Genomic DNA, 22,977 nt, shown 5'->3' on the forward strand with positions numbered 1-22,977 from the left:
CTGATCAGCCCGCCCGCAACCGCGCCTTGGTTCGGGCGGGCTGATTGGTGGCGATCCACGCGACGCCGACATCTCGACAGAAGTCGACGTCCTCGTCGCGGTCGACGGTCCAGCAGTACAGCGCGCGACCGCGCGCGGCGGCATGGTCGACCAGCTCGGGGTGCTCACGCAGCGTTGCGATCGAGGGACCGATGGCGGTCGCCCCGACCGTGGTTGCGGCGCTGCCACCCAGATAGCGGGCCGCCGACCCCAACAGCACCGTCGGCAGCAACGGCGCCGCCCGGCGGATCCGCCACACCGCCGCCGCGGAGAACGACATGACCACCGCACGCGAGCGGGTCGCCGACGCCGGTGAGGCGATCCCGAATCGGTGCAGCAGCGCAAGAACTTTTCGCTCGACCAGCGCGCCGTAGCGCACCGGGTGCTTGGTCTCGATGAAGATCTTCACCGGCCGTTGCCAGTCCAGGACCAGCGCCACCAGCGCGTCGAGGGTGAGCAGTCCGGCGTGCCGGGGATCGGCGGCCTGCGGCGGTCCGATCGGCCGGCTGTTGTGCCAAGCCCCGTAGTCGAAGCTCTGCAGCTGCGACAGCGTCATCTCACTGACCAGCCCCGCCCCGCTCGACGTCCGGTCCACCCGCCGGTCGTGCACGCAGACCAGGTGACCGTCACTGGTCAGCCGCACATCGCACTCGACGCCGTCGGCGCCCTCCTGCAGCGCTAGGTCGTAGGCGGCGAGGGTGTGTTCCGGGCGGTCGAACGACGCGCCCCGGTGCGCGACCACGAAGGGGTGCTGCGCCACCACATCGTCGGCCGCTGCCATGGGTTTATGCTGCCGGTTCCCGTCCGCCGGGCCCGCCAACGGCGGCCGGTGTCGCCGCGGTTTCCGGCTCCGGAGCCCCCGCGGTGTCCGGCGGCGCCGTCGGCGCGGTGTCGCGGTCATCGGCGACCACCACCCAGTGGTGGGCGGGCCGCCCCATCGATCGCTGTTCGAATCCCTCAACCACCCGGGCCACCGCTACCACCGCGGCCAGCCCAAGCAGGTAGGCGACCACCGTCGCGACCATGTTGTTGGCGATGCCCTGAGCGTCGTCGGCCCAGCGGGTTGCCGTGGCGAAGACGGCGGCCGCGGTGCTGATTGCCCACACCAGCCACCACACCACGATGGGTTTGCGCAGCCGGCCCAGCCGATCCTCGCGCCCGGCCAGCTCGAGCGCGTAGACCGGGGCCCAGGCCAGGTTGACCAGCGGCACCAGGCAGCCGGTCCACAGCGCCCAGGCCGGCCGTGACTCGGGCAGATGCAGCCGGGCGAACGCCGCCGACCGGCGGGCGAGCAGCCAGCGGGTCAGCACCACGGCGCAATGGATAACCGCCGCGATCGCGGCCAGGCTGGCCAGGCGGCCCAGCCAGACCGCACCACCGGCGAGCAACGGATGCAGCAGCCGGGTGCGGTTGATGATCATCAGGACGTAGATCAGCGCGTGTACCAGCGCAGCGATACCCAGCGCGGCGACCGCGCCTCCCAGCGCCCTTTCCAGCGACCGCGAAGACGGCGCGGCCCGCTCCTCCTGTTTCGCTGCCGCGGCGGCGGGGCCGGGTGCGCCCATCAGAGTCCAGCGTGGCATCACCGAGTAGCGCGGAGTGGGGCCCAGCGGGCGGCGCCGACGACGCTGCGGAGGCGGCGGACCCGGTCGCACTGCGATCCAGCGATAACCGGGGCCCAACCGGGGCGGTGAATCGGGCGGCGCCATGGAGTGGCTGGCCGGCGCGGGCGGTCCCGGCTGGGCCCACTGCAGCTCCGCTTCCTGCGCGGGTGTCAGCGGCGCCCACAGCGCGCCATTGCAGCGCGGGCACCAGGCCCGCCGCCGGTCGCGCACATTCCACCGCGTGCCGCAACGGGAGCACACCTGAATCACCGCACCAGCGTAACGGCGATCGCAAGGTCGGCGGAGCCGACCGCAGCGGGTCGCCGCCACCGGCACCGCGGCGATGCGACGGGTCCGGGATGCGGCCCAAGCCGGGTCGGAACCCGTTCAGCTACACCTAGCTATCCACAGTTTCCACAGGTTTATCCACACACCGGTCCGGGGTAGGAAGGCCGATGAGGTGCTTTTGTGCCGCGCTCGAACGGGCGACTGTGGATAACGAGCAGTCGCCGAGGTGAGCTGATTAACAGCGTCGAGCGAAATCTCTTGATTCACTAACCAGCTGTCCCGGCCGCCCGCCTGGACGCTATGCGGACGGCATCGATGCAGGCAGACGGCTGATACCAGTCGTATTTTTCTCCCGGGCCGACAAAGCGCTATGATCGCCGTCACAGAACGGTTGTGATGCGCCTCACGGGGGTGGGCGCGACGGTGAGCTTTGGGGGCACAGCGATGTCGAGGGCAGCGGCATGACGGCACGTCCGATCGGACCCGGCCCCGTCGCCACGGCGACGGGCTGGCACGCCGGATCATCGACCTACACGCGCGGCTATCTGCTGGCCTCGCTGCGCGCCGGCGTGATCGCGCTGGTGCTGCTGACATTCCTGCTGGCGATTGTTCTGATTTAAGCGCTGCGCCTGGCCGCGGCGGCCCGACCGGTTGTTGCGGTACACCCGGTGTTGGAGCAGTGTTGGTCGAGGTGGCCTCACCACATCGCGGCCGCGTTGCCGGTGGGTGCCGCCAGAACGTCAACGCACGTCGACAATGATCAACGGTGATCGACACCGGATCGACCGAAGGAAGGAACCCCGTGGCCGACTACACCTTGCCGGACTTGGACTGGGATTACGGAGCCCTGGAGCCGCACATCTCGGGCCAGATCAACGAGCTGCACCACAGCAAGCACCACGCCGCCTACGTCTCCGGCGCCAACAGCGCCCTGGAGAAGCTCGCCGAGGCACGCGCCAACGACGACCACGGCGCGATCTTCTTGAATGAGAAGAACCTGGCGTTCCACCTCGGCGGGCATGTCAACCACTCGATCTGGTGGAAGAACCTGTCCCCCAACGGCGGTGACAAGCCGACCGGCGAACTGGCCGCCGCCATCGACGACGCATTCGGGTCGTTCGACAAGTTCCGCGCGCAGTTCACCGCGGCTGCCAACGGCCTGCAGGGGTCGGGCTGGGCGGTGCTGGGCTACGACACCCTCGGCGGCAAGCTGCTGACCTTCCAGCTCTACGACCAGCAGGCCAACGTGCCGCTGGGCATCATCCCGCTGCTGCAGGTCGACATGTGGGAGCACGCCTTCTACCTGCAGTACAAGAACGTCAAGGCGGACTACGTCAAGGCGTTCTGGAACGTGGTCAACTGGGCTGACGTGCAGTCCCGGTTCGCGGCCGCCACCTCGAAGACCTCGGGTCTGATCTTCTAGTCCGTCGCAGAGCCTGACGTGGGGCGTCGCGCCGTTGGCGCGGCGCCCCACGTGCGCTTTCCTCACCGATTCGTTACCCGTCGCGCCGCCGTGTCCGCTTGCGCCGGTCCGCCGGCTGTCGCATGCTGCCAGGCAACCCACCCGCTGGAATGCGAGCAGACGAACCAAATGTCGCGGAGGGTGTGCGATGGCGACGACAGGATCCGGCCGGGCGATCGAAGTCGCCCCCTTCCATTCCCACGGCGAACTACACGGATTCGTGGTCTTCGGCCGCTGGCCGGATTCGACGAAGGAATGGGCGCAGCTGCTCAGTATCGCGGTCCGGGTCGCCTCGATGCCCGGATTGCTGGCCACCACAACGGTATTCGGCACCCGAGAAGAACTTCCTGACAACCCGGGACCGGGCACCGTCGGATTGCTGCTGGCCGAAGGCACCGTCTCCGGGGAATCGGCGATCGCGCCGGGGTACTTCGCCGGCCATCAGCCCGCTGCGCTGCTGATGCTGCACCCGCCCTCGGAAACCATTCCGTCGCTGCCGGAATGCCGGGGCGCGGCGTCGGGATGTGTGCTGCTGCCCGGCCTGCCCCATCTGGGCCTGGAGCACCGGGCGGCGTGGGTCGAAGCCGAATCCGACGGCACCGTCACGTCGATGGTGAGCCGGGTCGGCGTCGACCCCGTCAGCCACCCCGACACCGCGATTCTGGCCATGCTCCTTGCTGCATAAGGCAATTCAAATCGCGGGATCCCTGCGCCGGATCGCCGAATTCGGGTCGCCGAAATCCCCGCAGCGCTGGCGGGCGGGCCGAGCGGTCACTAGCCTCGGCAGCTGACGAAAGGTCGTCCCGCATGCTCGCCGCCGTGCTGATCAGCCTTCCAGTGGTGTTCTTGGCTGAACTCGGCGACAAATCGCAGCTGATCACCATGACCTACGCCCTGCGGCACCGCTGGTGGGTGGTGTTGAGCGGAGTGGCCATCGCGGCGTTCGCGGTCCACGGCATCTCGGTGACGGTCGGGCACTTTCTGGGGCTGACGTTGCCCGCACGCCCCATCGCCGCCGTGGCCGGGGTGGCGTTCCTGGGTTTCGCCGCGTGGACGTGGCGCGAGGGCAACACCGCTGACGCCGGCGAAACGGCGGTGCCGGAGCCGCGGTTCGCGCTGCTCGCGGTGGTGTCCTCGGTGCTGCTGGCCGAACTCGGCGATAAGACGATGCTGGCGACGGTGGCATTGGCCAGTGACCGCAACTGGCTGGGGGTCTGGCTCGGCGCCACGGCCGGCATGGTGCTGGCCGACGCGGTGGCCATCGCGGTCGGCACGGTGCTGCACCGTCAGCTGCCCGAGCATCTGCTGCACGAGGCGGCCGGCCTGCTGTTCGCCGCCTTCGGCCTGTGGATGCTCCTCGACGAGGCGCTGGGCCGGCGCCCGTTGGCCATCGCCGCGGTCGCCGGATTGATCGTGCTGGCGTCCGGGGCAGCGCTTCGGCGGGCCGCCCGGCGACGGCGGGGACAGACCGCCGGCGACGGATCCGCGGCCCGGTAGCAAATATCCCCGACGACTCTGCGTGCGGTGCGAACTTCACTTCGCCGGACGGGCGTCCGAAGCCGGGGACCGACGGTCGATCCCGGGCGGCGTCGGGCAGCAGCCGCGGGCGACGCAATTGTGCTTGTTAGACCGCGAAACTGCGGCCGCAATGGCCGATCCGGCCGGCGGATGAACCACGCGTAGCACCGCCTGACATCAAGATCGGATTCGCTGCCGAATCACCCTTGGTTGTGTGGGTATCTATGGCTACGATGATCAGCAAATCATCAGACGTGACGGCTCCCCCCTCGCCGAGCGTCTGTCGACCGCTTTGCCGACCCTTGGAGGTCCTATCGATGAGCGCGACCTTCGCTGTCCGCTTGAACCGCCTTTTCGATGTGGTCTATCCGCCCGGACGCGGGCCACACACCTCCGCCGAGGTGATCGCGGCACTCAAAGCGGAGGGCATCACGATGTCGGCTCCCTACCTGTCCCAGCTCCGCTCGGGAAACCGGACGAACCCGTCGGTGGCCACCATGGCCGCGCTGGCCAATTTCTTCCGGATCAAACCGGCGTTCTTCACCGACGACGACTACTACGCCAAGCTCGACGCCGAATTGACCTGGCTGGACAGCGTCCGCGACGCCGGGGTGCGCCGGATCGCGACCCAGGTTGTCGGGCTGTCGCCCGAGGCCCAGCAGGACATCCTGGACCGCATCGACGAGCTGCGCCGCAAGGAGCACCTCAGCGCCTGAGCCGTCGACGCCGCGATTAGGGTGGCTGAATAGGTTCCAGCGAGACACCGGGGAGGCGGCCGCGAATGGGCCTGTTCAGAAAACGCAAGAGCCGCGCCACCCGGCGCGCCGAGGCGCGGGCGCTGAAGGCCGGGGCCAAACTCGAGGCGCGGTTGGCCGCCAAGGGCGAGGCGAAACGCTTCAAAGCCGCCCAGCGCGCTGACGCCAAAGCCCTGAAGGCGCAGCTCAAATCCGACCGGAACCGCGACCGCACAGCGCTCAAGGCGGCGGAGACTCAACTCAAGGCCGCCCGCGACGGCAAGCTGCTGTCGCCGGCCCGGATCCGCCGGACCCTGGTGGTGTCGCGGATGCTGGCGCCCATCGCGGTGCCGCTGGTGTACCGTGCCGCCATGGCCGTCCGCGGCCTGATCGATGAACAGCGGGCCGACCGGCTCGGGGTGCCGCTGGCCCGCCTCGGCGAGTTCTCCGGCAACAGCGCCCAGCTCTCGGCGCGGATCGCCGGGGCGGAGAAGACGCTGCGCCTGGTGGCCGAGCGCAAGCCCAAGGACTCCGAGACCCGGCAGTTCGTCACGGCGATCACCGCACGGTTGAGCGACCTGGCCACCGCGGTGACCGCGATCGAGACCATGCCGGTGGATCGGCGCCGCGCCGCCTCCGCGGCGATCAGTGCACAGCTCGACGGCATCGACGCCGATCTGATGGCCCGGTTGGGGCTGCCGTCATGAGCCCGGCGGTTCAGCGAGGCTCGACGGAGGAGAGGCGAAGCTGGGACCGCCGCATGAACCCGGCGGTTCAGCGAGGCTCGACGGAGGAGAGGCGAAGCTGGGACCGCCGCATGAACCCGGCGGTTCAGCGAGGCTCGACGGAGGAGAGGCGAAGCTGGGACCGCCGCATGAGCCGCGCGGGCGCGCTTGCCGCGGCGATCGTCGCCACCGGTTGGGCCGTCGGTACCGGACCGGCCGGGGCGCACGTGCACGCCAGCAGCCCCGGAGCGGTGCGCGGCGGCGTCGCGATGGTCACCTTCGAGGTGCCCAACGAATCGCCGACCGGTTCTGCCACAACCGAACTCACCGTGACGCTGCCGGATGTGGCGTCGGCGCGCACCGAGACCAAGCCCGGCTGGACGGCCCGGCTGGACCGTGACGCCAAGTCCGGGGCAGTGCGTTCGGTCACCTGGACGGCCGACGCCGGCGGTATCGGCGCCGACCAGTTCGGACTGTTCCGGATCGCGATGAAGCTGCCCGACGCCGACACGGTGGATTTCCCGTCGGCGCAGCGTTACGCCGACGGCACCGTGGTGCGCTGGGATCAGGCGCCCCCGCCCGGCGGCGGCGAGGCCGAGCGCCCGGTACCTTCGCTGCACCTGGCGGCCGGCCCGGCAGCCCCGCCCGAACACCACGCCCAGCATCCGGCGCCGGCCGTGTCCGCAGGCCCGGCACCGACGACCGAATCCGGGTCCGGTGGCTCTCAGCACGCCGACAATGCGGCCCGGCTGCTCGGCGGCGCCGCGCTGCTGGTCGCCGCGCTGGCCGCCGCCCTCGCGCTGGTCCGGCGGCGGGCATGACGGGGGCCGTGCGACGCGCGCTGGCCGCGCTGTTCACCTTGACCGCGCTGTTGGCGCCGGTGGCGGCCCCGGGGGTGGCTGCCGCGCACGCAGTATTGGTGTCGGCCGATCCGGCCGGCGGGGCCGAGCTGTCGCGCGGACCCGAACGCGTCAGCGCCACCTTCAACGAGCAACTGCAGACCAGTTTCGCCGCCATGACCGTGGTGGGACCGGACGGGCACCTGTGGTCCACCGGCGAGACACAGGTCCAGGGGCCCGTCGCCAGCGTCGCGGTGCGCCCGCTCGGTCCGGCCGGCACCTACACCGTCAACTATCGGGTGACCTCCGCCGACGGTCATGTGGTGTCGGGTTCGTGGCCGTTCCGGTTGACGGTGGCCGGCACGGGCGAACCCGGCCCGGCTGTGACCGAGCACGGCGACGCACCGCCGCCGCTTCCCCGGCGATACGCCGACCCCGAGGGTGACCTGCCGATATGGCCGTTCGTGGCCGGCGCGGTGGCACTTGTCGGGGCTGGCCTCTGGCTGAATCGGCGCCGATCTTGATTGCTGCCCATCCCATGGCCGCAGGCAGATGCTGGCATGATGGGCAAAGTCGCCGGTGTCGCCGAGTTGATCTGAGACGAGAACGCGCCAGAGGAGCTGCCGTATGACCGACCCGCAGGGCCACCCCGATCACGAATCCGCCGCCGCACCCGAACCGCCTGCGCCGTCCGAACCCGCTGTGCCGTCCGCCGCCGAACCCGCCGAATCCGCTGCACCTGCCGCGCCCACCGCGCCGGCTGAGCCGGCTGGAGCCGCGGGGCCCGCCGAGCCACCGGCCAAGAAAGCCCCCGCCGAGCCACCGGCCAAGAAGGCCGCCAAGAAGGCACCGGCCAAAGCCGCCAAGAAGGCACCGGCCAAAGCCGCCAAGAAGGCACCGGCTAAGGCGGCCAAGAAGGCACCGGCCAAGAAGGCACCGGCGAAGAAGGCACCCGCCAAGAATGCACCCGCCGCCGCCCCCTCACCCGCTCCGCGGCCCGCCGGCACCAATGGTTCGGGCCAACTCACCGATGGCGCCAAAGAAACGGCTGCCCAGGCGAAGTCGACGGTCGAGGCAGCCCGCAACCCGCTCACCCCGTCGGTGCCGCCGTCTCGCCGGTCGCCCGGCGCGGTGCTGGCCGCCGGCTTCCTCGGCCTGCTCGGCCTGCTGCTGATCCGCCGGCTGTTCCGCGCGCGCCGCGGCTGAGCCCCGGTGACCGTAGCTTTCCGGCCCACCGCCGACCTGGTCGACGATATCGGCGCCGCCGTACGCAGCTGCGACCTGCAGTTCCGTCAACTCGGCGGCCGCACCGAATTCGCCGGCCGGATCAGCACGGTTCGCTGCTTCCAAGACAACGCCCTGCTCAAATCGGTGCTGTCCGAACCCGGCGACGGCGGGGTGCTGGTGATCGACGGCGCCGGGTCACTGCACACCGCCCTGGTTGGTGACGTCATCGCCGAGCTGGCCCGCAGCAACGGCTGGGCCGGGCTGATCGTGCATGGCGCGGTGCGTGACGCCGCGACGCTGCGCTCGCTCGACATCGGCATCAAGGCGCTGGGCACCAATCCCCGCAAGAGCACCAAGACCGGCGCCGGCGAACGCGACGTCGTGGTCGAACTCGGCGGCATCGCGTTCGTGCCCGGCGAACTCGCCTACAGCGACGACGACGGCATCGTCGTCGTGTAACGCAGATGGATGACACCCTGCGGGCACGCTGGGAACGGTTGCGAGAACGCGTCGACGACGCCTGCCGCGCCGCCGGCCGCGATCCCGGCGAGGTCACCGTGCTTCCGGTGAGCAAGACCTTCGGCCCGGACCTGATCCGGGAGGCTGTCGGCTTGGGGCTGCACCGCTTCGGCGAGAACAAGGTCCAAGAGATCCGGGACAAGTCCGAGGCGCTGGCCGAGTGCGCCATCGACTGGGTGATGATCGGGCACCTGCAGACGAACAAGGCCGGCGTGGTGGCCCGGCTGGCCACCGAGCTGCAGTCCCTGGACCGGCCCAAGCTGGCCGCGGCGTTGGATCGGCACCTGCGCACCGAGAACCGTGTCCTCGACGTACTGGTGCAGGTCAAGACCTCCCACGAGCCCAGCAAGTACGGGCTGGACCCGGCGCAGCTGCTGGGATTCCTCGACGAGCTGGCCGGTTACCCCACGCTGCGGGTGCGCGGCTTGATGACGCTGGCCATCAACACGTCCGACCCCGATACGGTCCGCGGCTGCTTTCGCCGGTTACGGCAGCTGCGCGACGACGCCGCCGCCCGTGGCCACGACCTGCCGCGGCTGTCCATGGGGATGAGCGGAGACTTTGCGCTGGCCATCGCCGAGGGCGCCACCGAGGTGCGGATCGGCACGGCGATCTTCGGCGCCCGCCCCTACCCCGACTCCCATTACTGGCCCTGAACCCGGGGGGCCGGGGCGGGCGCTGCGCTTACGCCGCGACCGCGGCCCGGTGCTTGGAGAAACGCAGAACGTCGTCGTCGACCTTGCCGCGCCGGATCAGCTGGAGATCCAACAGGTAGTTCTGCTTGAGCCGCCAGGGTGCGCGTGATCCGGCCTTGGGCAGGTAGTCCAGCGCCCGAAGCACATAGCCGGGGGTGAAGTCCATCAACGGCCGGTCCTCGATATCGGCACCGGGCCGTCCCGGCACCACGGTGTCGAATCCGCGCTCGTCCATGTAGTTGAGTAGCCGGCAGACGAACTCCGATACCAAGTCGGCCTTCAGCGTCCAGGACGCATTGGTGTAGCCGATGGTGAAAGCCATGTTCGGCAGCCCGGTGAGCATCAGGCCCTTGTAGGCCATGGTGTCGTTGAGGCAGACCGGTTCACCGTTGCGCCGCACCTCGGCTCCACCGAACAACTGCAGGTTCAGCCCCGTCGCGGTGATGATGATGTCGGCGGGCAGTTCCGCACCGGAGCTCAACTTGATACCGGTCTTGGTGAAACGCTCGATGGTGTCGGTGACGACGTCGGCCTGTCCGCCCCGGATGGTCTTGAACAGATCACCGTTGGGAGCCAGGCACAACCGCTGATCCCACGGCTTGTAGCTGGGACCGAAGTGCTTCTCGACGTCGTAGCCCTTGGGTAACCGGCGCTGGGCCATGGTCAGCAAGGTCTTACGCATGAAGTTCGGGAAGCGCCGCGACAGCTGGTACTGGAAGGTGCTGAAACCGATCGCCTTCCAACGGTTGGCGACGTGCGCCGCGTGCGCCGGCAACAGCTTGTTGGCCCGCTCGGCGAAGGGATCGACCAGCGGGAGCGAGCCGATGTAGGTCGGCGAGCGCTGCAGCATCGTGACATGCCCGGCACCGGTGTTCACCAGACTCGGGATCAATGTCACCGCGGTCGCGCCGGAGCCGATCACCACAACCCGCTTGCCCGCATAGTCCAGGTCCTCGGGCCAGTGCTGCGGGTGCACGATGGTGCCCTCGAAGTCTTGCGCGCCTTCGAACTTCGGCGAATAGCCCTCGTCATAGTTGTAGTAGCCACTGCAGGCGAACAGGAACGAGCAGGTGAGCTGGCTCTGCTTACCGTCGCTTTCCACGGTCACCGTCCACTGGCCGTCGTCATCCGACCAGTCCGCGGCCACCACGTGCTGCCGGTACCGGATGTGGGAGTCGATGCCGTTCTCGGCAGCCGCCTCCTTGATGTAGGCCTTGATCGAGGCGCCGTCGGCGATCGAGTGCGCCGAGCGCCACGGCTTGAACCGGAAACCGAGGGTGAACATGTCGGAGTCGGAGCGGATGCCCGGGTACTTGAACAGATCCCAGGTACCACCGAGGTCGTCACGGCGCTCCAGGATCGTGTAGCTCTTGCTCGGGCAGCGGTTCTGCAGGTGCCAGGCCGCGCTGATACCGGAGATGCCGGCACCGACGATCACAACATCGAGGTGTTCAGTCATGGCGCCAGGTTATCAACGGGGTGTCGAGTCGGTCAACACCCTGTTGAATTTGTCGACATCATGTAAGGTAGCGGTCATGGCCAGCCCGAATGCGACCCGTCACGGACGCCGTGCGGTGCGGCCGTCCGGCGATGATCGTGAGCTGGCGATCCTGGCGACCGCCGAACGACTGCTCGAGCAACGGCCGCTGGCCGAGATCTCCGTCGACGACCTGGCCAAAGGCGCCGGGATCTCCCGGCCCACCTTCTACTTCTATTTCAAGTCCAAAGACGCGGTGCTGCTGTCGTTGCTGGAGCCGCTGATCGCGGCCGCCGACTCGGAGTTCGTCGGCGCTGTGCAACGGCTGCCGACCGACCCGCGCCGGATCTGGCGCAGCGGTATCAAGGCGTTCTTCATCGCGTTCAGCTCGCATCGGGCGATCGCCCGGGCCGGCACCGAGGCGCTGGCCACGAGTCCGGAATTCAAGGCGATGTGGAACGGCTTCATGCAGAAATGGATCGAGCAGACCGCGGCGATGATCACCGCCGAGCGCGAGCGCGGCGCGGCGCCGCACACCATTCCCGCGCTCGACCTGGCGACCTCGCTGAATCAGATGAACGAGCGCACCATGATGGCGGCCCTGGTCGCCGAGGAACCGTCGATCGCCCATGACCGGGTGGTCGACACCTTGACCCACATCTGGGTCAGCAGCATCTACGGCGAAGCGCTGTAACGGCTTTCGCCTCAGAACTCGCCGATGCCGAACCCGGCCAGCAGCACCGCGAAGCCGCCGATCTCACCGACGATCAGCAAGGCCATGCCCAGCTTCATGAGCCGGCCGGCCTTCTCGAACTGGTTGGTGGTGTCGCGCAAGGCGCCGTGCAGCATGTAGCTGGCGATCGCGGTGACGAAGAAGTACACCATCACCATCGCCGCGGTCATGTTCACCCAGGTCGGCCAGCCACTGAGCTCGACGAACACCGCGACCAGCAGCGTGGCGAAGGAGTACAGCAACGCCGCCCGGTGGGCGATGTCGACGTAGATGTGAGCCTGGTGGTTCTCCGAGGTGGCGATCTGCTGGTATTTCCAGACCCCCAGCAGCAGCGCCAGCAGGAAGATCAGCCCGGCCGCCAACAGCGTCACCTTGGTGTCGATCCCCAGAGTCACCATGTCCACAGCGGGAGCCTATCGGGCGCCGACGTCCCTCCGCCGCGCAGACGCCCACGCCCCCATGGCGGCTTTCATGACTGGACGCGGGAAAAAGCACTAACCTCGGCGGAATGCGCTTCGCGTTCAAGACCTCACCGCAGAACACCACCTGGGCCGACATGCTGGCGGTCTGGCAGGCCGCTGACGGCATCGACGTCTACGAGTCCGGCTGGACCTTCGACCACTTCTACCCCATCTTCACCGACTCGACCGGACCCTGCCTGGAGGGCTGGACCACGCTGACGGCGCTGGCCCAGGCGACCTCCCGGCTGCGGCTGGGCACCTTGGTCACCGGCATCCACTACCGCCACCCCGCCGTGCTGGCCAATATGGCCGCGGCCCTGGACATCATCTCCGGCGGCCGGCTGGAGTTGGGCATCGGCGCCGGGTGGAACGAGGAGGAATCCGGCGCCTACGGAATCGAGCTGGGCAGCCTCAAGGAGCGCTTCGACCGGTTCGAGGAGGCCTGCGAAGTGCTCGTGAGCCTGCTCAGCCAGGAGACGACCGATTTTGACGGTCGCTACTACCAGCTCAAGTCCGCTCGCAACGAGCCCAAGGGCCCGCAGCGCCCGCACCCGCCGATCTGCATCGGCGGCAGCGGCGAGAAGCGCACGCTGAAGATCACCGCCCGCTACGCCCAGCATTGGAACTTCGTCGGGGGTCCGCCGGCCGAGTTCGCCCGCAAGCGCGAGGTGCTGGCCGGACACTGCGCCGACATCGGCCGCGACCCCAAGGAGATCACCCTCTCGGCGCACCTGCGGCTGGAACCCGACCGGGATTACCGCAAGGTGGTCGATGACGCCGCGGCGCTCGGCGCCGAAGGTCTGGACCTGGCGATCGTTTATCTGCCGGTGCCCTATGACCCGGCGGTACTGGAACCGTTGGCCGAGGCGATCCGGGATTCCGGCCTGTGGACGCCGGCCTCGTCAGAAGTCACGCCGCGGTAACGCCGCAGCAAACTTTCCCGCTCGGGTCGCCCCGCGCAGACCCGAAAACCTACGTCGCGTAGCGCATCAACTCGTCGGCCGTGATCAGGCGCTCATGCTTGGCCGGAAACTCTCGGCTCCGCCGTGGATGCCGCAGCAGTGACCAGGCCATTCGGCCCATCCGGTATCGATATAACGGGTTGACGTACACGGTGAAAAACCCCCGCCCCGGCTCGGACCAGATCGGAATAACGCCGACCATGTTAACACGCTGTTAACGCGGCAGCTATTGCTGACCATTAGACACCGCAGCGTTGGCAAACAGAACCCGACGCGCCGAAATGTGATGCAGATGTTATCTACGAGGTTATTGAGGTTTAGGCGGGGATCTGAGTCAGCGGATCGGCGTCGCCGTCGGCTTGATCGGAGCGGGTAACGCCGTCTTGCCCATCAGATACCGGTCGGCGCCCGCCGCAGCGGCACGACCCTCGGCGATCGCCCAGACGATCAGCGACTGCCCGCGCCCCATGTCTCCGGCGACGTAGATCCCCGGCACGTTGGTGGCGTAGTCGCCGTCGCGGGCCACGTTGCCGCGCTCGGTGAACTCCACCCCCAGGTCCGCCAGCAGCGCCGACCGTTCCGGGCCGACGAATCCCATTGCCAGCAGCACCAGGTCGGCTTCGAGTTCGAAGTCGGTGCCGTCGACCTTTTCGAATCCGCCGCCCTGTCGGCGCACCTGATGGGCGCGTAGCCCGGTGACATGTCCGTCGCGGCCGAGGAATTCCTCGGTGTTGACCGAGAACACCCGCTCGCCGCCCTCCTCGTGGGCAGCCGAAGTCCGCATGATCAGCGGCCACATCGGCCAGGGCGTGGACGGGTCGCGGGTCTCCGGGGGACGCGGCATGATCTCGAACTGGTGCACGCAGGTGCCGCCCTGGCGGTGCACGGTCCCCAGGCAGTCGGCACCGGTGTCGCCCCCGCCGATGATGATCACCTTCTTGCCGTGGGCGGTGATCGGCGGCTCGGACAGATCACCGGCCTGCACCCGGTTGGCCCACGGCAGGTACTCCATCGCCTGGTGGATACCGTCGAGCTCGCGGCCCGGGATCGGCAGATCCCGCCAGGCGGTGGCCCCGCCGGCCAGCACCACCGCGTCGAAGTCACTACGCAACTGATCGGCCGTCACATCCACGCCGACGTTCACGCCGGTCCGGAACACGGTGCCCTCACCGGTCATCTGTTCCAGCCGCCGGTCGAGGATGCGCTTTTCCATCTTGAATTCCGGGATGCCGTAACGCAGTAGGCCGCCGATGCGGTCATCACGCTCGAACACCGTCACCGCATGCCCAGCCCGGGTGAGCTGCTGCGCGGCGGCCAGCCCAGCCGGCCCGGAACCGACCACCGCGACCGCCTTCCCAGTGCGCACCGACGGCGGAATCGGTTGCGCCCAGCCCTCTTCGAAACCACGCTCGACGATCTCGTACTCGACCTGCTTGATGGTCACCGGGGGCTGGTTGATGCCCAGCACACAAGCCGGCTCGCACGGCGCGGGGCAGAGCCGCCCGGTGAAATCCGGGAAGTTGTTGGTGGCGTGCAGCCGGTCGAACGCCTCGCGCCAGCGCCCGGTGCGGACCAGGTCGTTCCACTCCGGGATCAGGTTGCCCAGCGGGCAGCCGGTGTGGCAGAACGGGATACCGCAGTCCATACAACGGCCCGCCTGCTGACGCAGCGCGTCCTCGCTGAACTCCTGATACACCTCGTTCCAGTCGCCCACCCGTTCCGAGACGGGCCGGCGCGACGGCAGGATGCGCAGCGGGTATTTGATGAAGCCTTTCGGATCAGCCATGAGCTGCCGCCATGATCGCCTCGTTCGGATCGGTGCCGCTGTCCTTCGCCTCGGCGATCGCGGCGAGCACCCGCCGGTAGTCGCGCGGCATCACTTTGACGAAGTGGCGGCTGTGCTTGCCCCAGTCGGCCAGGATGGTTTGGGCGGGTACGGAATCGGTGGCCTGGGCGTGGGCGGCCAGGATGTCGCGCAGCCAGCTGACGTCGTCGGCATCGAAATCGTCGAAGGCGTCCAGCTCCACCATCTCGGTGTTGAGCCTGCCGGGCAACTCGCCGTTCGGGTCATAGACGTAGGCGATTCCACCGGACATTCCGGCGGCGAAGTTGCGCCCGGTGCGGCCCAGCACCACCACCTTGCCGCCGGTCATGTATTCGCAGCCGTGGTCGCCGACGCCCTCGACCACCGCATGTGCCCCGGAGTTGCGGACCGCGAACCGCTCCCCGACCACCCCGCGCAGGAAGACCTCGCCGCTGGTGGCGCCGAACAGGATCACGTTGCCGCCGATGATGTTGTCCTCGGCGACGTATCCGTCGGGCGCATCGGCCGGTGGCCGGATGACGATCCGGCCACCGGAGAGGCCCTTGGCGACATAGTCGTTGGCGTCGCCGAGGACCCGCAGGGTGATCCCGGGGGGCAGGAAGGCCCCGAAGCTGTTACCGGCCGACCCGGTGAAGGTGATGTCGATGGTGTCTTGGGGCAGGCCTTGGGCGCCATAGGCTTTGGTGACCTGGTGGCCGAGCATGGTGCCGACGGTCCGGTTGACGTTGGAGATCGCGGTCGCGAACCGGACCGGGGTGCCGGAGTCGAGCGCCTCGCGGCTCATCACGATCAACTGCTGATCCAGCGCCTTGTCCAGCCCGTGATCCTGGCCGGAGCTGCAGTACAGGTCCTGGTTCATGAACGCCGACTCCGGCTCGTGCAGCACCGGCCCCAGATCGAGCTTGTGGGCCTTCCAGTGCGCGCGTGCCAACGTGGTGTCCAGTGCGTTCACCTGACCGACCGCTTCGTTGATAGTGCGGAAGCCCAGCGCGGCAAGGTATTCGCGTACCTCCTCGGCGATGAACCAGAAGAAGTTCTCGACGAACTCGGGCCGCCCGCTGAAGCGGCTGCGCAGCTCCGGGTTCTGGGTGGCGACCCCGACCGGGCAGGTGTCCAGGTGGCAGACCCGCATCATGATGCAGCCCGACACCACCAGCGGTGCGGTGGCGAAGCCGAACTCCTCGGCGCCCAGCAGCGCGGCGATCACCACATCGCGACCGGTCTTGAGCTGCCCGTCCACCTGCACCACGATCCGGTCCCGAAGGCCGTTGAGCAGCAACGTCTGCTGGGTTTCGGCCAGGCCCAGCTCCCACGGCGCACCCGCGTGCTTGAGTGAGGTCAGCGGCGCCGCGCCGGTGCCGCCGTCATGCCCAGAGATCAGCACCACGTCGGCGTGCGCCTTGGACACGCCGGCCGCCACCGTCCCGACACCGGTCTCCGCGACCAGTTTGACGTGGATACGAGCATCCGGGTTGGCGTTCTTCAGGTCGTGGATCAGCTGTTTGAGGTCCTCGATGGAGTAGATGTCGTGGTGCGGCGGCGGCGAGATCAACCCCACACCGGGGGTCGCGTGACGCACCTCCGCGATCCAGGGATAGACCTTGTTACCCGGAAGCTGGCCGCCCTCACCGGGTTTGGCGCCCTGGGCGATCTTGATCTGGAGGTCCGTGCAGTTGACCAGGTAGTCGCTGGTGACGCCGAACCTGGCAGAGGCGACCTGTTTGATCGCGCTGCGCCGCCAGTCGCCGTTCTCCTCGGGCAGGTAGCGGTCGGCGTGCTCACCGCCTTCGCCGCAGTTTGACCGGCCGCCGATCCGGTTCATCGCGATCGCCAGGGTCTCGTGGGCCTCGGCGGAGATCGAGCCGTAGCTCATCGCGCCGGTCGCGAACCGCTTGACGATCTCGGTGGCCGGCTCGACCTCCTCGATCGGAACCGGCGGGCGCGCCCCGGTTTTGAACCTCAGCAGGCCGCGCAGGGTGGCCAGTCGCTCACTTTGGTCGTCGACCAGCTTGGTGTACTCCTTGAAGACGGCGTACTGCCCGGTGCGGGTGGAGTGCTGCAGTTTGAACACCGTCTCGGGGTTGAACAGGTGGTACTCCCCCTCGCGGCGCCACTGGTATTCACCGCCCACCGGCAGCTGCCGGTGGGCGCGCTCCTCGGGCCGGTCGAAGTAGGCCAACCCGTGGCGCGCGGCGACGTCGGCGGCGATGTCGTCGAGGGTGATGCCGCCGATCGGGCAGTACAGGCCCCTGAAGTATTCGTCGAGGACGTCCTGGGAGATCCCGACCGGCTGGAACAGTTGCGCGCCGGTGTAGGAGGCGCGCGTCGAAATGCCCATCTTGGACATGACTTTCAGTACGCCCTTGGCGGCGGCCTTGGCATAGTTGGCCAGCGCCTTCTCCCGGTCGAGACCTTCGAGCAAACCCTGATCGAGCATGTCCTCGACGGACTCGAAAGCCAGGTAGGGGTTGACGGCGGCGGCGCCGAAGCCCAGCAGCGCCGCCAGGTGGTGCACCTCCCGGGCATCGCCGGATTCCACCACCAGCCCCACTTTGGTGCGGGTGCGCTCGGCGACCAGATGATGGTGCACCGCGGAGGTGGCCAGCAGGGACGGGATGGGGGCCAGCGTCTCATCGGATTCCCGGTCGGAGATCACGATGAAGCACGCGCCGTCCTCGATCGCCGCCGAAACCCGGGCACACACCTGCTTGAGTGCCGTGCGCAGCCCAGCCCCACCCTCGGCCACCGGATACAGGCAGTTGATGACGGCGGTGGACAGGCCATGCGGCCCCCGGGAACCGATCCGCTGATCGGGGTGCAGGTTGATCAGCTTTGCCAGATCGGCGTTGCTCAGGATGGGCTGGGGCACCACGACCTGCCGCCAGGTGGGTTCTCCGGTGCTGAGCAGGTCACCCTCCGGCCCGACGGCGCCCTGCAGGCTGGTGATCACCTCTTCGCGGATGGCATCCAACGGCGGATTGGTGACCTGGGCGAACATCTGCTGGAAGTAGTCGAAGAGCATCCGCGGCCGCGCGGACAGCACCGCCACCGGGGTATCGGTGCCCATCGACCCGATCGGCTCGGCGCCGGTCCGGGCCATCGGCGCGAGCAACAAGTTGAGTTCCTCGTAGGTGTAGCCGAACACCAGTTGGCGCAACAGGATCCGGTGGTGTTCCATGCGCGGTGCGGGACCGGGCGGCAACTCGTCGATTCCGATCAGCGCCTCGTCGATCCACTGCTGGTAGGGGCGCTCGGCCGCCAGCGTCGACTTGATCTCGGCGTCGGAGATGATCCGGCCGGCGGCCGTGTCCACCAGGAACATCCGCCCGGGCTGCAGCCGCTGCCGGTGCACCACGGTGGCCGGATCCAGGTCCAGCACCCCGGCTTCCGACGCCATCACCACCAGGCCGTCGTTCGTGACCCAGATCCTCGAGGGCCGCAGTCCGTTGCGGTCCAGCACCGCGCCCACCAGGGTGCCGTCGGTGAAGGTCATCGAGGCCGGGCCGTCCCAGGGCTCCATGAGCGAATCGTGGTACTCATAGAACGCCCGGGTGGCCGCGTCCATGCTCTCGTGGCGCTCCCAGGCTTCCGGGATCATCATCAGCACCGCGTGCGGCAGGCTGCGGCCGCCCAGGTGCAGCAGTTCGAGCACCTCGTCGAAGCGGGCCGTGTCGGAGGCGCCCGGCGTGCAGATCGGGAACAGCTTGTCGGCCGTGTTTTCCGCGGTCGCGGAGCCCGGATCGCCGAAGACGTCGGTGCGGATCAGCGCCTCCCGGGCCCGCATCCAGTTCTCATTGCCGGTGACGGTGTTGATCTCCCCGTTGTGCGCGATACGCCGAAACGGATGAGCCAGCGGCCACGATGGAAAGGTGTTGGTGGAGAACCGGGAATGCACGATGCCCAGTGCACTGTGCAGCCGGTCGTCGGCCAGATCGGGATAGAAGGCCTTGAGCTGCGGGGTCGTCAGCATGCCCTTGTACACCATTGTCCGGCCGGAAAGGCTTGGGAAATAGACGGTTTCCCGGCCCGGGCCGTCCTGGCCGGGCCCTTTGCTGCCCAGCTCGTGTTCAGCACGCTTGCGGACCACGTAGGCGCGCCGCTCCAGGGTCATCCCGGATGCCCCGCCGATGAACAGCTGCCGGAACGTCGGCATCGCGTCACGTGCCAGCGCGCCCAGCGACGAGTCGTCGATCGGCACGTCGCGCCACCCGAGCACCCGCAGCCCCTCGGCTTCGACGATCTTCTCCACCGCGGCGCAGGCCGCGGCCGCGTCTTTGGCCGACTGCGGCAAGAACGCGATGCCGGTGGCGTACGCGCCTTCCTCAGGCAGTTCGAGATCAGTGACCGCGCGCAGGAACCGGTCCGGCACCTGGATCAGGATGCCGGCACCGTCGCCGCTGTGCGGTTCGGCTCCGGCGGCGCCGCGGTGTTCAAGATTGAGCAGCGCGGTGATCGACTTCTCGACGATGTCGCGGCTACGTCGGCCATGAATGTCGACGACCATCGCGACTCCGCACGCGTCGTGTTCGAACGCGGGGTTGTAGAGCCCGACCCGGCTGGGTGCCATCACCACCTGACCCTTCGCACTTCGGCCTCAATTCGTCTGACCTAGACGATCGATTGCGGGTTGGTCCGTGCGACATTGAACGGCGGTTCGCCTGAAATTCTTCACAGGCAACGTCACGATATACCCGGAGCTGCGCAGCGTGCCACCTGCTGAATAAACGCCCGGCGGTGAGCTTTGTGTTACCTGCGCGCAATAACTGGATGATGTTCAGGAAATGTGGATTGCCTATCGTCTGGCTGTCTGCGCGCAAAGGAGACCTCTATGGCCGGCGATATTTTCCGACTCGTCGCCGACGAGTCGGTCGAGTATGTCGACATTCGGTTCTGCGATCTGCCTGGCGTGATGCAGCATTTCTCCATTCCGGCCTCGGCGCTGGACGAGAGCATCTTCGAGGACGGGTTGGCGTTCGACGGTTCCTCGATCCGCGGCTTCCAGTCCATCCACGAGTCGGACATGCTGCTGCTGCCCGACCCCGACACCGCGTGGATCGATCCGTTCCGGGCGGCCAAGACGCTGAACCTGAACTTCTTCGTGCACGACCCGTTCACCCGCGAGCCCTACTCGCGCGACCCACGCAACGTCGCCCGCAAAGCGGAGAACTACCTGGCCACCACCGGGATCGCCGACACCGCCTACTTCGGCGCCGAAGCCGAGTTCTACATCTTCGACTCGGTGAGCTTCGACTCTCAGATCAACGGCTCGTTCTACCAAGTGGATTCGGTCGCCGGGTGGTGGAACACCGGGCGGGCCACCGAGCCGGATGGCAGCCCCAACCTCGGGTACAAGGTCCGGCCCAAGGGCGGCTACTTCCCGGTAGCGCCCAATGACCAGTACGTCGACCTGCGCGACGCCATGACCACCAACCTGACGAACGCCGGCTTCCTGGTGGAGCGGGGCCACCACGAGGTCGGCACCGGCGGCCAGACCGAGATCAACTACCGGTTCAACACGCTGCTGCACGCCGCCGATGACCTGATGCAGTTCAAATACATCATCAAGAACACCGCCTGGGCACACGGCAAGACCGTCACCTTCATGCCCAAACCGCTCTTCGGTGACAACGGCTCGGGCATGCACGTGCACCAGTCGGTCTGGCAGGACGGCGAACCGCTGTTCTACGACGAGGCCGGCTACGCCGGGCTCTCGGACACCGCCCGCTACTACATCGGCGGGATTCTGCACCACGCGCCGTCGCTGCTGGCGTTCACCAACCCCACCATCAACTCCTACAAGCGGCTGGTGCCGCACTTCGAGGCACCGATCAACCTGGTCTACAGCCAGCGCAACCGCTCAGCGTGCGTGCGCATCCCGATCACCGGCACCAACCCGAAGGCCAAGCGGCTGGAGTTCCGCTGCCCGGACTCCTCGGGCAACCCGTATTTGGCGTTCGCGGCGATGCTGATGGCCGGCATCGACGGCGTCAAGAACAAGATCGAGCCGGCCGCTCCGGTCGACAAAGACCTCTACGAACTGCCGCCCGACGAGGCCGCCGCCATCCCCAAGGCGCCCACCCAGCTGGCCCACGTGATCGACAATCTGGAAGCCGACCACGAATACCTCACCGAGGGCGGGGTTTTCACCCCGGACTTGATTCACACCTGGATCGACTACAAGCGCGAGCACGAGATCACCCCGATCAACCTGCGCCCGCACCCGTATGAGTTCGCGCTGTACTACGACTGCTGAGGACTGCGGACCCGGGGCGGACGCGCTATCGGCGCCTGCGCGATTAAGCTGCAGGATTGTTGGGCCACCTGACCATGCCGCTGCCGGATGCCTCGAGGAGCCTATGAACGCCGACGACGACTTCTTGCGGGGCAACTTCATGCCTAGCAGCGTCCCGCCGCAACAACAGCCCTGGGGCCAGCCCCTACAGCAGCAACCGGCCGGGCAGGCGCCCCATCCGTATCCCGGTCCCCCGCCTCGGCCACGCCCGACCCGCGGCTGGCGGCGCGTGGTGTTGGCGGCGACGCTGGGGCTGGTCAATCTGGGCCCGTCGGCGGCCGAGCGCGAGGAGGCCGCCTACGAGGCGGCCATCCGATCCATGCCCAACGGCAGTTACAAGGTCGGCGTCCTGGGCAAAGGCGGCGTGGGCAAGACGACGGTGGCGGCCAGCGTCGGTTCGATATTCGCCGCGCTGCGCCGCGCCGACCACGTGGTGGCCGTCGATGCCGACACCGCCTTCGGCCGGCTCGGCAGCCGTATCGACCCGCGCGCCACCAGCTCCTACTGGGACCTGGCAGCCGATACCAGCATGCAGTCGTTCGCCGACATCAGCAGCCGGGTGGGCGCCAACGCCGCGGGGCTGTACGTGCTGGTCGGCGAGCCGGCCGCGGGGCGGCGCCGGGTCCTCGACGCGGCGCTGTACCGGGAGGCGGCGCTGCGCCTGGACCGGCACTTCACCATCTCGATCATCGACTGCGGTTCCACGATGGACTCAGCGGTCACCCAGGAGGCGCTGCGCGACCTGGACGCATTGATCGTGGTCTCGTCGCCGTGGGCGGACGGGGCGGGCGCGGCCGCCAAGACCATGGAATGGCTAGCCGACCGCGGCCAGGGCGGTCTGCTGCAGCGCAGCGTGGTGGTGCTCAACGACTCCGACGGCCACGCCGACAAACGCACCCGCTCCGCGCTCACCGCGCAGTTCCTGCAGCACGGGCAGGCGGTGGTCGAGGTGCCGTTCGATCCGCACCTGCGGCCGGGCGGGGTGATTGACGTGGTCAGCGAGATGGCGCCGGACACCCGCCGGCGCTTCCTGCAGATCGCGGCGATCATCGCGCGGCACTTCTCTGCGCGCCCCGGCGGCCGGGAAGCCAAGAGCGGCCCGAGTCAGAGCATGTAACGTACGACACTCTCGGCGACGCAGGCCGGCTTGGCGCTGCCATCGATGGACACCGTGGTCGACAAAGTCACCTGATGGGCGCCACCGCCGGCGTCGGTCACCTCGACGACGGAGGTCTCCGCCCGGATCTTGGAGCCGACCGGCACCGGAGCCGGGAAGCGCACCTTGTTCAATCCGTAGTTGATCGCCAGTTTGACGCCTTCGAGCCGGTAGATCTGGTGCATCAGCTGCGGCAGCATGGCCAGCGTCAGATACCCGTGGGCGATCGTGGTTCCAAACGGCCCGCCGGCGGCCCGCTCCGGGTCGACGTGGATCCACTGATGGTCACCGGTCGCGTCGGCGAACAGGTTGACGGCGTCCTGGGTGACGGTCACCCAGTCGCTGTGGCCGATCGGCTCGCCCTGGCATGCCGCGAGTTCCTCGATCGATTGAAAGGTCCGCATTGGCCTTGCCTCCTTTG

General features: G+C 68.2%; 22 protein-coding genes. 15 read left to right on the forward strand and 7 right to left on the reverse strand.

Features of this window, described 5'->3' with window-relative positions; all coding sequences use genetic code 11:
• Positions 1-4: 4 nt before the first annotated feature.
• Both AC5Y4Q_RS06930 and AC5Y4Q_RS06935 read right to left on the reverse strand, forming a co-directional pair.
• Positions 5-820: a glycerophosphodiester phosphodiesterase gene (locus AC5Y4Q_RS06930; protein WP_064923698.1), complete on the reverse strand. Its 816-nt coding sequence runs from the start codon at positions 818-820 to the stop codon at positions 5-7.
• 4 nt (positions 821-824) lie between these two features.
• On the reverse strand, positions 825-1,913 hold the full coding sequence (locus AC5Y4Q_RS06935) for a DUF4328 domain-containing protein (protein WP_064923699.1): 1,089 nt from the start codon (positions 1,911-1,913) through the stop codon (positions 825-827).
• A gap of 479 nt (positions 1,914-2,392) precedes the next feature.
• Between AC5Y4Q_RS06935 and AC5Y4Q_RS06940 the strand changes: the two genes are divergently transcribed.
• The 11 genes from AC5Y4Q_RS06940 (at position 2,393) to AC5Y4Q_RS06990 (ending at position 9,611) form a co-directional block, all read left to right on the forward strand.
• Positions 2,393-2,551, forward strand: coding sequence for a hypothetical protein (locus AC5Y4Q_RS06940; RefSeq protein WP_165604377.1), 159 nt, complete (start codon positions 2,393-2,395; stop codon positions 2,549-2,551).
• Positions 2,552-2,733: 182 nt separating this feature from the next.
• Positions 2,734-3,354, forward strand: coding sequence for a superoxide dismutase (locus AC5Y4Q_RS06945; RefSeq protein WP_046282829.1), 621 nt, complete (start codon positions 2,734-2,736; stop codon positions 3,352-3,354).
• A 187-nt stretch (positions 3,355-3,541) separates the two neighbouring features.
• The gene (locus tag AC5Y4Q_RS06950; protein ID WP_064923700.1) at positions 3,542-4,078 is read left to right on the forward strand and encodes a hypothetical protein; all 537 of its coding nucleotides are present in this window, start codon (positions 3,542-3,544) and stop codon (positions 4,076-4,078) included.
• Positions 4,079-4,200: 122 nt separating this feature from the next.
• Positions 4,201-4,890 carry a TMEM165/GDT1 family protein gene (locus AC5Y4Q_RS06955; RefSeq protein WP_499958486.1) on the forward strand — a complete coding sequence of 230 codons (690 nt, stop codon included), beginning with the start codon at positions 4,201-4,203 and terminating at the stop codon, positions 4,888-4,890.
• Positions 4,891-5,228: 338 nt separating this feature from the next.
• Positions 5,229-5,627 carry a helix-turn-helix transcriptional regulator gene (locus AC5Y4Q_RS06960; protein ID WP_064923702.1) on the forward strand — a complete coding sequence of 133 codons (399 nt, stop codon included), beginning with the start codon at positions 5,229-5,231 and terminating at the stop codon, positions 5,625-5,627.
• A 65-nt stretch (positions 5,628-5,692) separates the two neighbouring features.
• A complete protein-coding gene (locus AC5Y4Q_RS06965) occupies positions 5,693-6,352 on the forward strand; it encodes a DUF6474 family protein (protein ID WP_064923703.1) in 660 nt (219 codons plus the stop codon).
• Between the two features lie 167 nt (positions 6,353-6,519).
• Positions 6,520-7,191, forward strand: a complete 672-nt coding sequence (locus AC5Y4Q_RS06970) for a YcnI family copper-binding membrane protein (protein ID WP_082952736.1) — start codon at positions 6,520-6,522, stop codon at positions 7,189-7,191.
• Complete coding sequence (locus AC5Y4Q_RS06975; protein ID WP_125225604.1) at positions 7,188-7,733, forward strand: copper resistance CopC family protein; 546 nt, start codon at positions 7,188-7,190, stop codon at positions 7,731-7,733. The genes AC5Y4Q_RS06970 and AC5Y4Q_RS06975 overlap by 4 nt, the downstream gene beginning before the upstream one ends.
• A 178-nt stretch (positions 7,734-7,911) precedes the next feature.
• Positions 7,912-8,415, forward strand: a complete 504-nt coding sequence (locus AC5Y4Q_RS06980) for an Rv3852 family protein (protein WP_499958758.1) — start codon at positions 7,912-7,914, stop codon at positions 8,413-8,415.
• A gap of 6 nt (positions 8,416-8,421) precedes the next feature.
• Positions 8,422-8,895: a ribonuclease E activity regulator RraA gene (gene rraA, locus AC5Y4Q_RS06985; protein WP_064920540.1), complete on the forward strand. Its 474-nt coding sequence runs from the start codon at positions 8,422-8,424 to the stop codon at positions 8,893-8,895.
• A gap of 5 nt (positions 8,896-8,900) precedes the next feature.
• Positions 8,901-9,611 (forward strand): YggS family pyridoxal phosphate-dependent enzyme, encoded by a 711-nt coding sequence (locus tag AC5Y4Q_RS06990; RefSeq protein ID WP_499958491.1) that lies wholly within the window; start codon positions 8,901-8,903, stop codon positions 9,609-9,611.
• Positions 9,612-9,639: 28 nt separating this feature from the next.
• Here AC5Y4Q_RS06990 and AC5Y4Q_RS06995 read toward each other — a convergent pair whose 3' ends face one another.
• Positions 9,640-11,109 (reverse strand): flavin-containing monooxygenase, encoded by a 1,470-nt coding sequence (locus AC5Y4Q_RS06995; protein ID WP_064920538.1) that lies wholly within the window; start codon positions 11,107-11,109, stop codon positions 9,640-9,642.
• Between the two features lie 76 nt (positions 11,110-11,185).
• Here AC5Y4Q_RS06995 and AC5Y4Q_RS07000 point away from each other — a divergent pair, with 76 nt between their 5' ends.
• Positions 11,186-11,821, forward strand: a complete 636-nt coding sequence (locus AC5Y4Q_RS07000) for a TetR/AcrR family transcriptional regulator (protein WP_064920537.1) — start codon at positions 11,186-11,188, stop codon at positions 11,819-11,821.
• An 11-nt stretch (positions 11,822-11,832) separates the two neighbouring features.
• Here the strand turns inward: AC5Y4Q_RS07000 and AC5Y4Q_RS07005 are convergent, their stop codons facing one another.
• On the reverse strand, positions 11,833-12,258 hold the full coding sequence (locus AC5Y4Q_RS07005; RefSeq protein ID WP_499958760.1) for a hypothetical protein: 426 nt from the start codon (positions 12,256-12,258) through the stop codon (positions 11,833-11,835).
• 110 nt (positions 12,259-12,368) lie between these two features.
• Here AC5Y4Q_RS07005 and AC5Y4Q_RS07010 point away from each other — a divergent pair, with 110 nt between their 5' ends.
• Positions 12,369-13,244, forward strand: a complete 876-nt coding sequence (locus tag AC5Y4Q_RS07010) for an LLM class F420-dependent oxidoreductase (protein ID WP_064920536.1) — start codon at positions 12,369-12,371, stop codon at positions 13,242-13,244.
• A 373-nt stretch (positions 13,245-13,617) separates the two neighbouring features.
• On the opposite strand, the gene AC5Y4Q_RS07015 is transcribed toward AC5Y4Q_RS07010, so the two are convergent.
• Both AC5Y4Q_RS07015 and gltB read right to left on the reverse strand, forming a co-directional pair.
• Positions 13,618-15,069, reverse strand: a complete 1,452-nt coding sequence (locus AC5Y4Q_RS07015; RefSeq protein ID WP_499958494.1) for a glutamate synthase subunit beta — start codon at positions 15,067-15,069, stop codon at positions 13,618-13,620.
• A complete protein-coding gene (gene gltB, locus AC5Y4Q_RS07020; protein ID WP_499958762.1) occupies positions 15,062-19,675 on the reverse strand; it encodes a glutamate synthase large subunit in 4,614 nt (1,537 codons plus the stop codon). The genes AC5Y4Q_RS07015 and gltB overlap by 8 nt, the downstream gene beginning before the upstream one ends.
• 261 nt (positions 19,676-19,936) lie before the next feature.
• Here gltB and glnA point away from each other — a divergent pair, with 261 nt between their 5' ends.
• A complete protein-coding gene (gene glnA / locus AC5Y4Q_RS07025) occupies positions 19,937-21,361 on the forward strand; it encodes a type I glutamate--ammonia ligase (protein ID WP_064920533.1) in 1,425 nt (474 codons plus the stop codon).
• Positions 21,362-21,500: 139 nt separating this feature from the next.
• Positions 21,501-22,517, forward strand: a complete 1,017-nt coding sequence (locus AC5Y4Q_RS07030; RefSeq protein ID WP_499958764.1) for a MinD/ParA family ATP-binding protein — start codon at positions 21,501-21,503, stop codon at positions 22,515-22,517.
• Here AC5Y4Q_RS07030 and AC5Y4Q_RS07035 read toward each other — a convergent pair.
• On the reverse strand, positions 22,505-22,960 hold the full coding sequence (locus AC5Y4Q_RS07035; protein WP_064920532.1) for a MaoC family dehydratase: 456 nt from the start codon (positions 22,958-22,960) through the stop codon (positions 22,505-22,507). The genes AC5Y4Q_RS07030 and AC5Y4Q_RS07035 overlap by 13 nt on opposite strands.
• Positions 22,961-22,977: the final 17 nt, after the last annotated feature.

The sequence above is a fragment of the Mycobacterium sp. NGS16 genome, assembly GCF_059813225.1.

Bases quoted from the DNA above. Each gene is read 5' to 3' on its own strand.
- AC5Y4Q_RS06940 (WP_165604377.1), top strand. From the start codon at position 2,393: ATGACGGCACGTCCGATCGGACCCGGCCCCGTCGCCACGGCGACGGGC.
- gltB (WP_499958762.1), bottom strand. From the start codon at position 19,675: ATGGCACCCAGCCGGGTCGGGCTCTACAACCCCGCGTTCGAACACGAC.
- AC5Y4Q_RS07035 (WP_064920532.1), bottom strand. From the start codon at position 22,960: ATGCGGACCTTTCAATCGATCGAGGAACTCGCGGCATGCCAGGGCGAG.
- AC5Y4Q_RS06990 (WP_499958491.1), top strand. From the start codon at position 8,901: ATGGATGACACCCTGCGGGCACGCTGGGAACGGTTGCGAGAACGCGTC.
- AC5Y4Q_RS07005 (WP_499958760.1), bottom strand. From the start codon at position 12,258: ATGGTGACTCTGGGGATCGACACCAAGGTGACGCTGTTGGCGGCCGGG.
- AC5Y4Q_RS06960 (WP_064923702.1), top strand. From the start codon at position 5,229: ATGAGCGCGACCTTCGCTGTCCGCTTGAACCGCCTTTTCGATGTGGTC.
- AC5Y4Q_RS07010 (WP_064920536.1), top strand. From the start codon at position 12,369: ATGCGCTTCGCGTTCAAGACCTCACCGCAGAACACCACCTGGGCCGAC.
- glnA (WP_064920533.1), top strand. From the start codon at position 19,937: ATGGCCGGCGATATTTTCCGACTCGTCGCCGACGAGTCGGTCGAGTAT.
- AC5Y4Q_RS07030 (WP_499958764.1), top strand. From the start codon at position 21,501: ATGCCTAGCAGCGTCCCGCCGCAACAACAGCCCTGGGGCCAGCCCCTA.
- AC5Y4Q_RS06950 (WP_064923700.1), top strand. From the start codon at position 3,542: ATGGCGACGACAGGATCCGGCCGGGCGATCGAAGTCGCCCCCTTCCAT.
- AC5Y4Q_RS07015 (WP_499958494.1), bottom strand. From the start codon at position 15,069: ATGGCTGATCCGAAAGGCTTCATCAAATACCCGCTGCGCATCCTGCCG.
- AC5Y4Q_RS06965 (WP_064923703.1), top strand. From the start codon at position 5,693: ATGGGCCTGTTCAGAAAACGCAAGAGCCGCGCCACCCGGCGCGCCGAG.
- AC5Y4Q_RS06970 (WP_082952736.1), top strand. From the start codon at position 6,520: ATGAGCCGCGCGGGCGCGCTTGCCGCGGCGATCGTCGCCACCGGTTGG.
- AC5Y4Q_RS06995 (WP_064920538.1), bottom strand. From the start codon at position 11,109: ATGACTGAACACCTCGATGTTGTGATCGTCGGTGCCGGCATCTCCGGT.
- AC5Y4Q_RS06930 (WP_064923698.1), bottom strand. From the start codon at position 820: ATGGCAGCGGCCGACGATGTGGTGGCGCAGCACCCCTTCGTGGTCGCG.
- AC5Y4Q_RS06975 (WP_125225604.1), top strand. From the start codon at position 7,188: ATGACGGGGGCCGTGCGACGCGCGCTGGCCGCGCTGTTCACCTTGACC.
- AC5Y4Q_RS06955 (WP_499958486.1), top strand. From the start codon at position 4,201: ATGCTCGCCGCCGTGCTGATCAGCCTTCCAGTGGTGTTCTTGGCTGAA.
- AC5Y4Q_RS07000 (WP_064920537.1), top strand. From the start codon at position 11,186: ATGGCCAGCCCGAATGCGACCCGTCACGGACGCCGTGCGGTGCGGCCG.